The organism is Azorhizobium caulinodans ORS 571, from assembly GCF_000010525.1.
GTDB lineage: Bacteria > Pseudomonadota > Alphaproteobacteria > Rhizobiales > Xanthobacteraceae > Azorhizobium > Azorhizobium caulinodans.
In genome coordinates this window covers 2,095,944-2,109,913 of the sequence record NC_009937.1, presented here as the reverse complement: position 1 = coordinate 2,109,913, position 13,970 = coordinate 2,095,944, and the positions used below count along the sequence as shown (strand labels likewise).

Sequence of the window (13,970 nt, the reverse complement as noted above, 5' to 3'; positions counted from 1 at the left end):
CAGGCTGTCACCTGCCTTAATCGGCTAGCGTCGCCGGCCATGTGCCGTCGCGCACCTGCTGCTGAAGGATGGTGAGCGCCAGTTGCTCCACCGCCCGCACCGCATTGCCCAGCGGACGATCGGCGGGGTGCACCAGATGCAGGTCGCGGGTGAGCGCGGGGGTGCCGATGGGCCAGGTGCGCAACCGTCCCTCGTCCACCTCGCGGCGCACGGCCGCCACCGGCAGGATGGAATAGCCGACCCCCGCCTCCACCAGCAGCTTGATCTGGCCGTAGGTGTCGAGATCGGTGACGGTGGAGAGTTCGGCGCCAGCCGCCGCCGCGCTCTCATCCAGAAGATCGCGCAGGCCGTGGCCGGGGCTCGGCAGGATGAGCGGCAGCGCGCCCACGGCGGCCAGCGACACATGGCCCTTGCTCAGGCGTGGCTCGGGAGCGAGGGGCGCTACCGGGCCGAGCAGGCACAGATCCTCGCGCAGCACGAGACGAGCGCCCAGCCTGCGATCCGAGACCGTGCGATAGAGCACGCCGAGGTCGATCTTGCCCTCGCGCAGCCAGTCCAGCACGAAGCCGCTCATGGCCTCGGCGATCCGCAGCTTCACCTTCGGAAAGCGGCGGCGGGCCTCCAGAATCAGCGGCACGCAGATGCGCTCGGAAATGGTGCCCGGCAGGCCGAAGCGCACCTCGCCTTCCGGCTCCGCCTGCCGGGCGATCACCTCCTCGCGGGCCACCGCCACTTGGGCGAGCACGGCGCGGGCATGGCGCAGCAGCGTCTCGCCCGCCTCGGTCACGGTGACGCCCTGCGGCGTGCGGAACAGCAGCTCGACGCCGAGGTCCAGTTCCATGTTGCGCACATGCTGGCTCAGCGCCGGCTGGGCCACATGCAGACGCTGCGCGGCCTTGGAGAAGGAGCCCGCCTCCACGATGCCGAGAAAGTAACGAAGCTGGCGCAGGTCCAAGGATCAGGCTCCGGCGGGGGATAGATTTTCAGTCTACCCCCGCGCCGGAACGGCGCGCAAACCTATGACGGCCGACGCAGCAGATGGGCGCGGTGGGGCTGGATGAGAACGAAGCCCTCGCCCTGCGGCTCGGCCACCGCGCGCACCACCTCCACCACTTCGGGCGCCCGGCGGGCGGCGATCTCAGCGCGGGCGGGGTCCACCTCCACGATCTTGCGCAACAGGGCTTCGGGACCGGAAAAAGCGCGGTGGTCCTCATACTCCTCCATGCGCACGAGGGTGACGTCGCCCGCGGCAATCGCATCGGTGAGCGCCGCCTGCGCCAGCGCGCGGATTTCGGTCTCGTCGTCCACCAGCCGCACCGCCTCGAAGAAGGAGCCTTCGGCCAAGGGCTCGATCACCAGCACCGGCCCGGCGCTCACCCGCACCGCCTCGCGCAGCGCCGCGCGCATGAGGGGCGCCGGCACGTGGTGCAGGGCATTGAGGATCACCACAGCATCGAACAGGCCATCGCGATGGGGCAGATGCTCCGCGCCCGCCTGGACGAAGCGCGCTTCCGGCACCGCCTGTTCGGCTGCCTCCACCGCCTCGATCTGGGGATCGACACCCGTCACCTCCGCCCCGCGCCGCACCAGCGCCTTGGCAAGCGCGCCGTGGCCGCAGCCAAGGTCGAGGACATGCTTGCCTTCGAGCGGGCCCAGAGCGTCTTCGATGACGGACAGGCTGGTACGGACCGGACGGCTCATTCTGTGCTCCCTCTTCCGCCGAACTCCGCGCGGACGGCCTGCGTCTGGGCGCCGAGGGCCGGCACGGGACCGGGCTGCGGCAACATTCCATCCACAAGCGCACCCGCTCCCAGCATGCGCACCGGGCCGGACGGCGTTTCCACAGACACATATCGGTTTTGTGGATGCGCCGCGAGGTCGGCCAGGGTGGAAACCCGGCCATAAGCGATGCGGGCCGCCTCCAGCCGCGCCACCACCTCGTCCCGGCCAAGGGTTCCGAACACCTCGGCGATGACGGCATCGAGCGCCGGCCGGGCCGCGACGCGGGCGGAATTGTCCCGGAAGCGCGGATCGTCCGCGAGCTGCGGCGCGCGCAGCACCTCGCCGCAGAAGGCCGCCCATTCCCGCTCGTTCTGGATGGAGAAGAGCACCGAACGCCCGTCGCCGCAGGCATAGGCGCCATAGGGCGCGATGGTGGGATGGGAGAGGCCGGCGCGCGGCGCCGTCCGGCCGCCATAGGCGTACTGGAGATAAGGCACGTTCATCCAGTCGGCGAGCGCATGGAAGAGCGACACGGCGATGTGCCGCCCCAGCCCCGTCCGCTCGCGCGCATAGAGGGCCTGAAGGATGGACTGGAAGGCGGTCATGCCGGCGGCAATGTCACAGACGGACACGCCGACCCGCGCCATCTCCTCCGCCGTGCCGGTAATGGAGGACAGACCCGTCTCCGCCTGCACGAGCAGGTCGTAGGCCTTGAGATCGCGGTACGGCCCCTCCTCCCCATAGCCGGAGATGGAGCAGGTGATGAGGCGCGGATGCGCGGCCCGCAACGCCTCCGGATCGAAGCCGAGGCGGGCCACCGCGCCGGGGGCGAGATTCTGGATGAAGACGTCGGCCTTTGCGATGAGATCCGCCAGCAGGGCCTTGTCCGCTTCGAGGCGCAGGTCGAGGCAGACCGATTCCTTGCCCCGGTTCAGCCAGACGAAATAGGCGCTCTCCCCCTGTACGAGATGGTCGTAGCCCCGGGCGAAATCGCCCTCGGGCCGCTCCACCTTGATGACCCGCGCCCCTGCCTCGGCCAGCCGCCCGGAGACATAGGGCGCCGCCACCGCCTGCTCCACGCTGACCACCAGGAGGCCGTCGAGATCGCCCGCCATGTCCGTTCTCCTCACACCCCCGCGAAAGCTAGCGGCCCAGTGCCTGTGCGCGCCCATAGGACTTTGCGATGGCGGCGCTTTGATTTTGCTATTTGCCCCGGCGTCCGCGCACGGCACTTTAGGCGCCGTCCGACAGCGGGGGGCTGCCCATGACCACCTTCCTTCATACCGAGCGCCTCGTGGCGCTCTTCGTGCCCGGTGATCGGCCGGAACGCTTCGGCAAGGCGCTCGCCGCCGGGGCCGATGCGGTGATCGTCGATCTGGAGGATGCGGTGGCGCCCGGCGACAAGGGCAAGGCCCGCGACGCCATCGCCGCCCACTGGCCGACAGAGGGCCGGCTTCTGCTGCGCATCAATGGCTGCGGCACCCCCTTCCTCGCGGACGACCTCGCCCTCGCCCGCCGGCTGCGCCTCAGCGGCATCATCCTGCCCAAGGCCGAGCAGGCGCAGAACATCTCGACCGTCCATGCGGCCGTGCCGGACGTGCCGGTGATCGCGCTCATCGAGAGCGCGCTGGGCCTTGCCAATGCGCGCGCGCTCGCGGCCACCCATGGGGTCGCCCGGCTCGCCTTCGGCTCCATCGACTATTGCGCCGATCTCGGCAGCAGCCACAGCCGCGAGGCCTTGCTGATGGCGCGCTCGGAACTCGTGCTCGCCTCCCGCCTTGCCCGCCGCGCCGGCCCCATCGACGGCGTCACGGCGACGGTCGCGGACGCAACGCTGGCGCGGGACGATGCCGCTTATGCGGCCGGGCTCGGCTTCGCCGGCAAGCTGTGCATCCATCCGAGCCAGATCGCGCCGGTGCTGGCCGGCTTTGCCCCCAGCCCCTCGGACATCGCATGGGCCCAGCGCATCCTCGCTGCGGCATCCGAAGGGGCGGTGAAGGTGGATGGCGCCATGGTGGATGCGCCGGTCCGGATTCGGGCCGAGCAGATCCTGAAGCGTGCGGAGATCGGCTGAGCGGCAGGCATTTCGCGTCGGCCGCGCTCCCGTGGCATGGTGGCGCCGCCCGCACCGGCGGGCGGTCCGGAGTTCCCATGCGCCTCGCCCGTATCCTTGCCTTCGTGCTCGTCGCCCTCGCCTTGCTCGCCGGCTACAACACCTATAGCGCGCGGCAGGCGGAAGCGGCCCGCCCCTATGTGGGGCAGGAGGTGAGCATCGATGGGGTGCCGGTGCATTATGTGGAGATGGGCGAAGGCGATGCGGTGGTCTTCATCCACGGCGCCGGCTCATCCCTCAACGATTTTGCCCTGGCGGGGCTTCTGAAGGAAGCGGCGCGGCGCTATCGGGTCATCGCCTTCGACCGGCCGGGCTATGGCACCACGCCGCGCCCGCGCGACATCGCCTGGACGCCGCAGCGGCAGGCCGAACTTCTGCGCGGGGCGCTGGCCCGGCTCGGCGTCTCCCATGCCATTCTGGTCGGGCATTCCTTCGGCGCGCAGGTGGCCGTCAACATGGCCCTGCAGGACCCCTCCCTCGCGGGCGGGCTCGTGCTGATCTCCGGCTTTTATTACCCCGATCCGCGCCTGGACATGAAGCTGACCAGCGCGCTGGCGACGCCCGGCCTCAACGAGGCCCTCAACTACACGCTGATGCCGCCGCTGCTGCGTCTTTTCTGGCCGCAGATGATGGAGGACATCTACGGCCCAAACCCCGTGCCCGCCCTGTTCACTCCGGTCATGCAGGGCATGACGCTCCGGCCCTGGCAGTTGGTGGCGGTGGCGGATGACGTCTCCCGCCTCAACGCGGCCACGCAGGAGAACATGCTGCGCTATCACGGCCTCGACATGCCGGTGGCCATCGTGGTGGGGGGCGAGGACCGGCTGGTCTCGGCCTCCTATCATTCCGAGCGCCTGCATGCGCAGATCCGCCAGAGCACGCTCCGCGTCATCCCGAACGCGGGTCACATGGTGCACCACTTCGCGCAGGCCGAGGTGATGGCCGCCATCGACGAGGTGGCGCATGCGGAAACGCAGTTCGCCACCGCGCCCGCGCGCCGTCCCCTGTTCGCCGAAGCGGGCCGGCGGGCTCTCGTGCCGCAGCCCTGAGCGCCGGCCTCGGCGCGACGGCTCTCAGAGCACCTGGCCGAGGAAGGCCTTGGTGCGCTCGTCCTTGGGATTGGCGAAGAACTCGGCCGGCGGGCCGTGTTCCACGATGAGGCCCTTGTCGGTGAAATAGATGTGGTCCGCCACCTCGCGGGCAAAGCCCATCTCGTGGGTCACGAGGATGCAGGTCATGCCCTCTTCCGCCAGTTCGCGGATGGTGACGAGCACCTCCTTCACCGTCTCAGGATCCAGCGCCGCCGTCACCTCGTCGAACAGCATCACGTCCGGCTTCATGGCGAGCGAGCGGGCGATGGCGACGCGCTGCTGCTGGCCGCCGGAAAGCTGACCCGGATAGGCATTCTCCTTGCCCTGAAGGCGCACCTTGGCCAGCAGCGCCCGGGCGCGCTCCTCCACTTCCTTGCGGTTCTGCTTCAGCACGTGGACGGGCGCCATCATCACATTCTGCAGCGCCGTGCGGTGGGGGAAGAGGTTGTATTGCTGGAACACCATGCCGACCTTGCGGCGGAGCGCCAGCTTGTCGAGCTTGGGATCGTTCACCTCCTGCCCTTCCACGCGGATGGTGCCGCTATCAATGGGCACGAGGGCGTTGATGCAGCGGATCAGCGTAGACTTGCCCGAGCCGGACGGGCCGATGATGCAGATCACCTCGCCCTTGCGCACGTCGAGCGAGACGCCCTTGAGCACCTCGAGCGAGCCGAAGGACTTGTGCACGTCCACCACGCGGACGAGCGGCTGGTCCGGGGTCCAGCCGAATTCATTCTCAGGAGTGGAAGTGGGGGCGGCCAAGGCGCGTCTCCGGCACGGCAATCATTGGTGAAGTTGGAAGCGCCGCTCAAGGTAAAGCGTGAAGCGCTCGATGGGGTAGCAGTAGACAAAGAAGCAGAGCATGGCGAAGCCGTAGAGCGGCGCCAGCAGGTCCGGCCGGCCGCCCTCGGCCGCATGCACCTGCGCGATGAGGGTGAGCATTTCCGTGACGCCCACGATGGAGGCCTGCACGGTCGCCATGGTGACCAGGGTGTAGAGGTTCATCCACGGCGGCAGCATGCGCTTCACGCACTGCGGCAGGATGATCATCCACAGCGTCTGGCGGCGGGAGAAGGCGAGCGATTCCGCCGCCTCCCACTGCCCGCTCGGCAGCGACTTCACGGCGCCGCGCACGATCTCCGCCATGTTCGCCATCACCGGCAAAGCAAAGCCGATCACCGCCTTCACCCAGTCCGGGAAGGGGATGGTCTTGCCCAGGATGGTGAACTGGAACGGGATCATGAACATGGCGAAGAACAGCAGCACCAGCCACGGCGCGTTGCGGAAGAACTGCGTCGCGCCCCACGCCGTCTGGCGCAGCGGCGCCGACTGGCTGATGGCGGCAAGGCCGAGGCCGAGACCCGCCACCGTGCCCAGCGCCATGGACAGCACCGAGATCAGGATGTTGAACCCGAAGCCCCACATGAGCAGCGGGAACCACTTCCAGATCACCCCGAAGGCGGAAAGCTGGCCCGGTGCGCCCTGCGCATGGGCGCCGCCGGCGACAACGAGGCCGATGCCGACGATGCCGACCGCATGGAGCAAAGTGATCCGCCATGGCGGAAAGCGCCGCCGGCGTTCGCCGAGCCGGAACGGTAGCAGGACGGGAAGAGGGCTGGCCGGCAGGGTGCCGGTGGAGGACGGCGCGCCGCTCATGAGGCCGCTCCCTGGCCATAGCCGGGAATGGCGAGTGCCCGCTCCCAGCGATGCATGATGTAGACGAGGATGCCCACGAGGCCGGTGTAGACCAGCAGCAGAACCACCATCATCACCGGCACGTTCTGGCTGTCGTTCCAGATCTGCTTGGAGACATAGAGCGTCTCCGGCACGGCGATGGCATAAGCGAGCGTGGTGGTCTTGAGCAGATTGACGAGATTGTTGTTCAGCGCCGGCAGGCAGATGCGCAAAGCGAGCGGCAGCAGCACGTGGCGATAGACGCCGATGCGCGTATAGCCCAGCGCCTCGGCGGCCTCCGACGTGGTGCGCGGCACGGCCTCAAGGCCGGAGCGGAAGATCTCGACGTTATAGGCCCCCGCGAACAGGGACAGAGAGATGATCGCCCACTGCACGTTGGAGATCATCTGCACCATCATGCCGTCGTCATTCTCCACCCGCGGCAGGATCTGCCCGAGACCGAAGTAGAAGAAGAAGATCTGCACCAGCGGCGGGGTGTTGCGGAACAGGACGACGAAGCCGTTCACCAGCGCGCGGATGGCGCGCACGGGCGAGCCCTGCGCCCAGGCGCCGATGGCACCGATGACGATGGAGATGAGGATCGACACCACCGACAGATAGATCGTCATGCCGACGCCGGACACGAAGCGCTGCCGGTCGTAGGCATCATAGACGATGGTCAGGTTGATGCCGGTCGTGTCGTAGAGGTTGCGGAACCACTCCGCGACGAGATCCATGGATCAGCCCGTCGATCAGGGAAGGAGGGAGAGCGGCGGGTGGCCGGAGCCTGCCGCAGGCTTGGCCCCTGACACATTTTTCACCATCAGGAAACCCGCTTGCCCGCGAGGGCGTCCGGAAAGCCGGTTCTGTACACAGAAGGGCGCGCCGCCGAAGCCGCGCGCCCCTTTGGGCTCAGGAGCCCTTCTTCTCTTCGTGCATGCGCTTGGAATAGTCGGTCGGCTCGATGCCCCACTTCTTCTCCTCGTTCACGATGAAGCCGGTCTTCATCCAGTCGAGGGTGGTGTCGGTCATGAACTTGGCGAACTTGTCCTCGCCCGGCGCCACCGCGAGAATCCACGGGGCTTCCATCACGCCAGGCAGCGGCATCGCGTAGTCGGCGGTCCACTCGGCGTCGAGCAGCTTGCCCTGAATGAAGGTCTGGTCATACAGGTAGCCGATGCACTCGCCGCCCTTGAGCGCGAACAGCGGCTTCTCGGAGCCGTCGAAGGCCTTCACCTCGGCGCCGTACTTCGTGGACACGTCCTTGTTGTACCAGGCGCCCGAAGTGCCGCAGAGCACCTTGCCCTTCAGGTCTTCCCACTTAGTGACGTTCTTCACCTTCTTGGAGAGAAGGATGTTCACCGCGTCGGAATAATAGGGCGGGTCGATGGCCAGCACGACCTTCCGGCGCTCCGGCTTGTCGGACATGGTGGCGATCATCAGGTCGATCTTGCCCTGCTGGAGGAACTCGATGCGGTTGGCGGAGACCACCGGCACCAGCTCCAGCTTCACGCCGAGGCGCTTGGCCACGTCGGCGGCCAGATCCGGCTCGATGCCGACGATGGCGCCCGAGGGATCGCGGAAGCCGAACGGCTTGTAGTCGGCCTTCACGCCAACCGTCAGGACGCCCTTCTCCTTGATCTTGTCCAGCACGTCGGCGGAAGCCGCCACGGTGCCCGCGAGCAGGGCAAGGGCGGACGCAATCAGAAGCTTTTTCATGGAGGATCCCCATCCTGGGCCGAGGGCTGAGCTCCCCGAGCCGCGATTATTCAGAACCGGCGAGGCGAGACTCACGCGGGACTGCCGACGCCACAGCAAGAACCAAGCCAGTCGAGCGCGCGCCTCATGCAACGCTCCCGCCGAACCGGACCTTACGGCATCCGCCTTTCCAGCATGACATGGCGGCGGTCGTCGCGCACAAAAAATATGCAGCCATGAATACAACCGTCCGTGCACACTGCATGATGGACGGGTGGCCGCAAGCCATTAAGATTCAACCAGCAGATGCGATGGAGTCGGCATGGGACACAGGCTTTCGGATCGACTTCTGTTCTGGCTGACGCTGGTGATTGCACCAATCGTCCTTGTGTCCATCCAGCTTTTCCATCCGGCGAACTTCACCCGAGATCCCGGCATGTTCGCCTTCCTGTGCGTCGAGCAGCCCTACAAGCCCGAGCATATGGCGCTGGCCTATTTCGGCCCCCGCTGGTGGGTGACGCTGCACGTCATCCAGTTGCCGATGATCGGCCTCGTCTCCATCGGCCTGTGGCGCCTGATGGCGCCGATCGAGGGCGGTGTGGCGGGCGGCCTCGCCTGGCTGGCCCGCATCGCCACCTTCGCGTTCCTCATTTTCTACACGGCGCTTGATTCCATCGGCGGCATCGGCCTCGGCCGCTCGATCCTCAATGTGGAATCCATGCGCACCTCCGGCGCCATGACCGCGGACGAGGCGGCCGGCGCCATCAAGCTGCTGAATACCGACTGGGTGGATCCGCTCACCGGCGGCATCGGCTCGGTCATCAGTCTCGGCGGCTCGTGGGCCATCTTCGTCGCCGCCGTCAGCGCCGCGCTGGCGCTGGTTCTCACGCGCCGCGCGCCTTGGCCTGCGGCCCTGCTGCTCGTGGGCTTCGGCTGGGAGATCCAGGTGGCGCATGCCGCCCCGCACGGCCCCATCGGCTTTTCGCTGCTGCTGGCAGCGGCGCTCTGGATGTGGGCGAGCGATCGCGCGACCCGGACGCGGGCCATGGACACCGCTGCCATCGCGACCTAACTCTTGAATTCCCGTCTGGGGTGCCAAGAGTGTCCAAAGAACAAGAACGTCGTGAGGAACCGCCTGTGTCGCTGAGGGCCCTGAAACAGCCGGGACCGGCTGCCGCGCGCCGCTTCGAAAGCGTGTGCACCGGTCTTGAAGAAATGGACATCACCCTCGAACCTGGTCTCAGCCTCAACGAGGCCATCGCGCGGCCCTTGCTGGCCGCCGGATGGACCGGCGGCAGCGTGTGCTTCACGGACGGTTGGCTTGCGCCCTTCCATTTCGTGATGCCCGCGCCGGCGCCGGACGAAACCCATGCCGCCTGGTACAGCCAGACCCATTCGCCGGACGGCGAGGCGCTGATCGAGCAGGCCAACATCACCTTCGGATTTCGTGACCGGGGCCCCTTCACCCATTGCCATGCCACATGGCGGACGGCGGACGGCGTGCGCGGCGGCGGCCATATCCTGCCGCTGGAAACGCAGGTCTCCCGCCCCATCACCGCCCGCGCCTTCGGCTCGCGCACCGCGCGCATCGCCGCTCGGCCCGACGCAGAGACCAATTTCACCCTGTTCACGCCGGAGAGCGACGCCCCTGCCCCGGAGAGCGGCCGCCGCCTCATCCTCGCCCGGCTGCGGCCGAACGTGGAAATCGGCGCGGCGCTCGCCGACGTCTGCCGCGCCCACGGCGTGAGCCGGGCGCGGGTGCGAGGCAGCCTCGGGAGCATCATCGGGGCCGAGTTCGAGGACGGGCCGGACCTTGCGGACTATGCGACGGAATTCCTTATCCTCGATGGCACGGTCGCTCCCGACGAGACGGGCGACCTGCGGACGCGGCTGAAGATCGCCATAGTCGGCCTCAGCGGCACGCTGCGGGAGGGCTGGCTGGCGCAGGGGCGCAACCCCGTGTGCATCACCTGCGAATTCGCGCTGGAGGTGGACGCCGCCTGAAGACAGGAGGCCCGCTGCCGCCAAAACGCCGGAAAGGACGCCGATCAGCCGGTGCACGAGCGCGACATCGTCGGCAGGCCCCCTGCCCGACATCGCTTAGACAGATGGACGGCTTGACGCTAAACACGGCCGTAATCGACAAACCGCGCCGGGCTTGACCCGTCGTCCTCGATTTGGCGGAGACGCTGGACCACATGACTTCGATCACCCGCCTCGACATTCCCGAGGTCGTGCTTATCACCCCGCCCCGCTTCGCAGATCCCCGTGGGTATTTCAGCGAGACCTACAAGAAGTCCGCGCTCGACGCTGCCGGTCTGAACCACGTCTTTATCCAGGACAACGAGTCGCTCTCCACCGTCCCCGGCATCATCCGCGGCCTGCATTTCCAGGCCCCGCCCTTCTCCCAGGCCAAGCTCGTGCGCGTGGTGTCGGGTGCCATCTATGACGTGGCGGTGGACATCCGGAAGGGCTCGCCCACCTACGGCAAATGGGTCGGCGCGACGCTGACAGCGGAAAAGGGCGAGCAGATCCTCATCCCGCACGGCTTCGCCCACGCCTTCTGCACGCTGACCCCCGACGTGCGCGTGCTCTACAAGGTGGACGGCGCCTATTCCAAGGCGAGCGAGGGCGGGATCATCTGGAACGACCCGGATCTGGCCATCGACTGGCCCGTGTCGAACGCGCTCGTCTCCGAGAAGGACGAGATCCTGCCGCGTTTCAAGGATCTCGACAGCCCCTTCATCTACGCCTGAGGTGGACAACATGGCCAAGCGTGTTCTCGTCACCGGCGGCGCCGGCTTCATCGGATCGGCCGTGGTGCGCCATCTCGTCGCCACCGGCGCCACGGTCCTCAACTTCGACAAGCTGACCTATGCGGGCAATCTCGCCTCCGTCGGCCCGGTCGCGGATCATCCCAACTATCAGTTCGTACAGGCCGACATCTGCGATGCCGAGGCGGTGCGCGGTGCGCTGGAGGGCTTCAAGCCGGACACGGTGATGCACCTCGCCGCCGAGTCCCATGTGGACCGCTCCATCGACGGGCCGGGCGCCTTCATCACCACCAACATCAACGGCACTTACGTGATGCTGCAGGAGGCGCTGCGCTACTGGCGCACGCTCGGCAGCGCCGCGCAGGAGGGCTTCCGCTTCCACCACATCTCCACCGACGAGGTGTTCGGAAGCCTCGGGGCCGAGGGCCTGTTCCGCGAGGACACGCCGTATCAGCCCAATTCGCCCTATTCCGCCTCCAAGGCGGCGTCCGATCATCTGGTGCGGGCCTGGCACCACACCTACGGCCTGCCCACGGTGATGTCGAACTGCTCGAACAATTACGGGCCGTACCATTTCCCCGAGAAGCTGATCCCGCTCACCATCCTCAACGCGCTCGACGGCCTCAAGCTGCCCGTCTACGGCACCGGCGAGAACATCCGCGACTGGCTCTATGTGGAAGACCATGCGGAGGCCCTCGCCCTGATTGCCGCCACCGGCACGCCGGGCGAGAGCTACAATGTGGGCGGCCTCAACGAGCGCCGGAACATCGACGTGGTGCGCACCATCTGCGCCATCCTCGACGAGATCCGCCCCGACGCGAAGATCGGCCCGCGCGAAAACCTCATCACCTTCGTGACCGATCGGCCGGGGCATGATGCGCGCTATGCCATCGATGCCACCAAGCTCACCACCGAGCTCGGCTGGAAGGCGCGCGAGACCTTCGAGACCGGCCTGCGCAAGACGGTGCACTGGTATCTCGACAACCGCGCCTGGTGGGAGCCGCTGCGCAACCGCTATGCCGGCCAGCGTCTGGGGCTCGCCTCCTGATGCGCGTCCTCCTGCTCGGCGCTGACGGTCAGCTCGGCCGGGAACTCACGGCTCTTGCGGTCGAGCGGGGCCTTGCGCTCGCGGCGCTCAACCGCGCCGCCACAGACATCACCGATCCGGTGGCGGTGGCAAAGGCGCTGGAGGCGCATAAGCCGGACGTGGTGGTGAATGCCGCCGCCTATACGGCCGTGGACAAGGCCGAGAGCGAGCCGGATCTCGCCGCGAAGGTGAATGCGGTGGCGCCCGGCCTCATCGCCGAGCGCTGCGCCAGCGCGGGCGTGCCGCTGATCCACGTCTCGACGGATTACGTCTTCGACGGCACCAAGACCGGCGCCTATGTGGAGAGCGATCCGCTCGCGCCGCTCGGCGTCTACGGGCGCACCAAGGCGGCGGGCGAGGCGGCCATCCGCGCCGCCGGCGAGAAGCACCTCATCCTGCGCACCGCCTGGGTCTATGGCATCTACGGCAACAATTTCCTCAAGACAATGCTGCGGCTCGCCAAGGACCGGGACCGGCTGACCATCGTCGCCGACCAGCGCGGCTGCCCGACCGCCACCCGCGACATCGCCGAGGGCATCCTCGCGGCGGCAGCGCCCGCCGTGGCGGGAAGTGCCCGCTGGGGCACCTATCATCTGGGCGGCACGGGCGTCACCACGTGGCACGGCTTCGCGCAGGCGATCATCGACCGGGCGGCGACCTACACCGGCCGCAGGCCGGAGGTGGCGGCCATCACCACCGCCGAGTATCCCACCCCGGCCCGACGGCCGGCCAATTCCGAACTTGATTCCAGCCTGTTCGAGCGGACATTCCACTTCCGCGCCGCGCCCTGGCAGCAGCGCACGGTCGAGGTGGTGGACACGCTGCTCGCCAAGAGCCCCGTGGAGGCATCGTGAAAGGCATCATACTCGCCGGAGGTTCCGGCACCCGTCTCCACCCCATCACGCTCGTCGTGTCCAAGCAGCTGCTGCCGGTCTACGACAAGCCGATGATCTATTACCCCCTGTGCACCCTGATGATGGCGGGCATCCGGGACATCCTGATCATCACCACGCCACATGACAGCGAGCTGTTCCAGAAGCTGCTGAAGGACGGCAGCCAGTTCGGCCTGAACATTTCCTATGCGGTGCAGCCCTCTCCGCGCGGTCTCGCGGACGCCTTCATCGTCGGCCGCGAGTTCGTCGGCAATGACCGGGTGGCGCTGGTGCTGGGCGACAACCTGTTCTTCGGCCACGGCCTGCCGGAATTGCTCAAGACCGCGCAGGCGCGCGAGACCGGCGCGACCGTCTTCGGCTATCCCGTGACCGATCCCGAGCGCTACGGCGTCGTCGAGATGGACGAGACCGGCAAGGTGCTCTCCCTCGAAGAGAAGCCGCTGAAGCCCAAGTCCAACCTCGCGGTGACCGGCCTTTATTTCTACGACAACCGCGTCGTGGACATCGCCGCCAATCTCGCGCCCTCGCCGCGGGGCGAGATCGAGATCACCGACGTGAACAAGGCCTATCTCGACCTCGGCGAGCTCAATGTGAGCATCATGGGCCGGGGCTTTGCCTGGCTCGACACCGGCACGCCGGCCTCGCTGGTGGAAGCCGCACAGTTCGTGCAGATCCTCGAGCAGCGTCAGGGCCTGCGTATTTCCTCGCCCGAGGAAATCGCCTTCCGCTCCGGCTTCATCAGCCGCGAGCAACTGGCCAAGCTCGCGCAGGAGCAGGCGAAGTCCACCTACGGCCAGTATCTCGGCAAGCTCGCCTCCGGCGCCCTCCTCTGACGGAGCCTGCCCGGCTCGGGCGCGGCCCGCACCCCAACGATCACCCCCGGCGGCCTTCGCCGGGGCAGCATGAAAGAAGCCGCCC

Annotated in this window: 15 protein-coding genes; 8 read left to right on the top strand and 7 right to left on the bottom strand. The window is 67.6% G+C overall.

The features are described 5' to 3' along the window. Positions 1-16: 16 nt before the first annotated feature. The 3 genes from AZC_RS09560 to AZC_RS09550 all read right to left on the bottom strand — a co-directional run bounded on the left by AZC_RS09560 (position 17) and on the right by AZC_RS09550 (position 2,837). The gene (locus tag AZC_RS09560; protein ID WP_012170372.1) at positions 17-955 is read right to left on the bottom strand and encodes a LysR substrate-binding domain-containing protein; all 939 of its coding nucleotides are present in this window, start codon (positions 953-955) and stop codon (positions 17-19) included. Between the two features lie 62 nt (positions 956-1,017). After that, complete coding sequence (locus AZC_RS09555; RefSeq protein ID WP_012170371.1) at positions 1,018-1,701, bottom strand: class I SAM-dependent methyltransferase; 684 nt, start codon at positions 1,699-1,701, stop codon at positions 1,018-1,020. Beyond that, entirely contained in the window at positions 1,698-2,837 is a 1,140-nt protein-coding gene (locus AZC_RS09550) for a CaiB/BaiF CoA transferase family protein (RefSeq protein WP_012170370.1), read from the bottom strand. Before AZC_RS09550 ends, AZC_RS09555 begins: the two co-directional genes overlap by 4 nt. Positions 2,838-2,986: 149 nt before the next feature. Here AZC_RS09550 and AZC_RS09545 point away from each other — a divergent pair, with 149 nt between their 5' ends. Both AZC_RS09545 and AZC_RS09540 read left to right on the top strand, forming a co-directional pair. Continuing rightward, positions 2,987-3,796 (top strand): HpcH/HpaI aldolase/citrate lyase family protein, encoded by an 810-nt coding sequence (locus tag AZC_RS09545; protein WP_012170369.1) that lies wholly within the window; start codon positions 2,987-2,989, stop codon positions 3,794-3,796. A 77-nt stretch (positions 3,797-3,873) separates the two neighbouring features. Further along, positions 3,874-4,884 carry an alpha/beta fold hydrolase gene (locus AZC_RS09540; protein ID WP_012170368.1) on the top strand — a complete coding sequence of 337 codons (1,011 nt, stop codon included), beginning with the start codon at positions 3,874-3,876 and terminating at the stop codon, positions 4,882-4,884. A 24-nt stretch (positions 4,885-4,908) separates the two neighbouring features. Here the strand turns inward: AZC_RS09540 and AZC_RS09535 are convergent, their stop codons facing one another. The 4 genes from AZC_RS09535 to AZC_RS09520 all read right to left on the bottom strand — a co-directional run bounded on the left by AZC_RS09535 (position 4,909) and on the right by AZC_RS09520 (position 8,319). Further along, positions 4,909-5,688 (bottom strand): amino acid ABC transporter ATP-binding protein, encoded by a 780-nt coding sequence (locus AZC_RS09535; protein ID WP_043879148.1) that lies wholly within the window; start codon positions 5,686-5,688, stop codon positions 4,909-4,911. Between the two features lie 21 nt (positions 5,689-5,709). Then, positions 5,710-6,582 carry an amino acid ABC transporter permease gene (locus tag AZC_RS09530; RefSeq protein ID WP_012170366.1) on the bottom strand — a complete coding sequence of 291 codons (873 nt, stop codon included), beginning with the start codon at positions 6,580-6,582 and terminating at the stop codon, positions 5,710-5,712. Beyond that, entirely contained in the window at positions 6,579-7,337 is a 759-nt protein-coding gene (locus AZC_RS09525; protein WP_012170365.1) for an amino acid ABC transporter permease, read from the bottom strand. Before AZC_RS09525 ends, AZC_RS09530 begins: the two co-directional genes overlap by 4 nt. Before the next feature lie 175 nt (positions 7,338-7,512). Further along, entirely contained in the window at positions 7,513-8,319 is an 807-nt protein-coding gene (locus AZC_RS09520) for a transporter substrate-binding domain-containing protein (protein ID WP_043879147.1), read from the bottom strand. A gap of 301 nt (positions 8,320-8,620) precedes the next feature. Here AZC_RS09520 and AZC_RS09515 point away from each other — a divergent pair, with 301 nt between their 5' ends. From AZC_RS09515 to rfbA, 6 genes are all read left to right on the top strand, one after another. Then, a complete protein-coding gene (locus AZC_RS09515; RefSeq protein ID WP_043879146.1) occupies positions 8,621-9,370 on the top strand; it encodes a hypothetical protein in 750 nt (249 codons plus the stop codon). A 65-nt stretch (positions 9,371-9,435) separates the two neighbouring features. Further along, positions 9,436-10,302 carry a DUF296 domain-containing protein gene (locus AZC_RS09510; RefSeq protein WP_052285909.1) on the top strand — a complete coding sequence of 289 codons (867 nt, stop codon included), beginning with the start codon at positions 9,436-9,438 and terminating at the stop codon, positions 10,300-10,302. 194 nt (positions 10,303-10,496) lie between these two features. Beyond that, positions 10,497-11,054, top strand: coding sequence for a dTDP-4-dehydrorhamnose 3,5-epimerase (gene rfbC / locus AZC_RS09505; RefSeq protein WP_012170362.1), 558 nt, complete (start codon positions 10,497-10,499; stop codon positions 11,052-11,054). 10 nt (positions 11,055-11,064) lie between these two features. Then, positions 11,065-12,120, top strand: a complete 1,056-nt coding sequence (gene rfbB, locus AZC_RS09500) for a dTDP-glucose 4,6-dehydratase (RefSeq protein ID WP_043880200.1) — start codon at positions 11,065-11,067, stop codon at positions 12,118-12,120. Then, a complete protein-coding gene (gene rfbD / locus AZC_RS09495; protein WP_012170360.1) occupies positions 12,120-13,013 on the top strand; it encodes a dTDP-4-dehydrorhamnose reductase in 894 nt (297 codons plus the stop codon). Before rfbB ends, rfbD begins: the two co-directional genes overlap by 1 nt. Then, positions 13,010-13,885 (top strand): glucose-1-phosphate thymidylyltransferase RfbA, encoded by an 876-nt coding sequence (rfbA, locus tag AZC_RS09490; RefSeq protein ID WP_012170359.1) that lies wholly within the window; start codon positions 13,010-13,012, stop codon positions 13,883-13,885. The genes rfbD and rfbA overlap by 4 nt, the downstream gene beginning before the upstream one ends. The last annotated feature ends 85 nt before the right edge of the window (positions 13,886-13,970 follow it).

Excerpts from the sequence above, each read along its gene's own strand:
- AZC_RS09555 (WP_012170371.1), bottom strand. The coding sequence starts at position 1,701 with ATGAGCCGTCCGGTCCGTACCAGCCTGTCCGTCATCGAAGACGCTCTG.
- AZC_RS09550 (WP_012170370.1), bottom strand. The coding sequence starts at position 2,837 with ATGGCGGGCGATCTCGACGGCCTCCTGGTGGTCAGCGTGGAGCAGGCG.
- AZC_RS09545 (WP_012170369.1), top strand. The coding sequence starts at position 2,987 with ATGACCACCTTCCTTCATACCGAGCGCCTCGTGGCGCTCTTCGTGCCC.
- AZC_RS09540 (WP_012170368.1), top strand. The coding sequence starts at position 3,874 with ATGCGCCTCGCCCGTATCCTTGCCTTCGTGCTCGTCGCCCTCGCCTTG.
- AZC_RS09530 (WP_012170366.1), bottom strand. The coding sequence starts at position 6,582 with ATGAGCGGCGCGCCGTCCTCCACCGGCACCCTGCCGGCCAGCCCTCTT.
- AZC_RS09525 (WP_012170365.1), bottom strand. The coding sequence starts at position 7,337 with ATGGATCTCGTCGCGGAGTGGTTCCGCAACCTCTACGACACGACCGGC.
- AZC_RS09520 (WP_043879147.1), bottom strand. The coding sequence starts at position 8,319 with ATGAAAAAGCTTCTGATTGCGTCCGCCCTTGCCCTGCTCGCGGGCACC.
- AZC_RS09515 (WP_043879146.1), top strand. The coding sequence starts at position 8,621 with ATGGGACACAGGCTTTCGGATCGACTTCTGTTCTGGCTGACGCTGGTG.
- rfbC (WP_012170362.1), top strand. The coding sequence starts at position 10,497 with ATGACTTCGATCACCCGCCTCGACATTCCCGAGGTCGTGCTTATCACC.
- rfbB (WP_043880200.1), top strand. The coding sequence starts at position 11,065 with ATGGCCAAGCGTGTTCTCGTCACCGGCGGCGCCGGCTTCATCGGATCG.
- rfbD (WP_012170360.1), top strand. The coding sequence starts at position 12,120 with ATGCGCGTCCTCCTGCTCGGCGCTGACGGTCAGCTCGGCCGGGAACTC.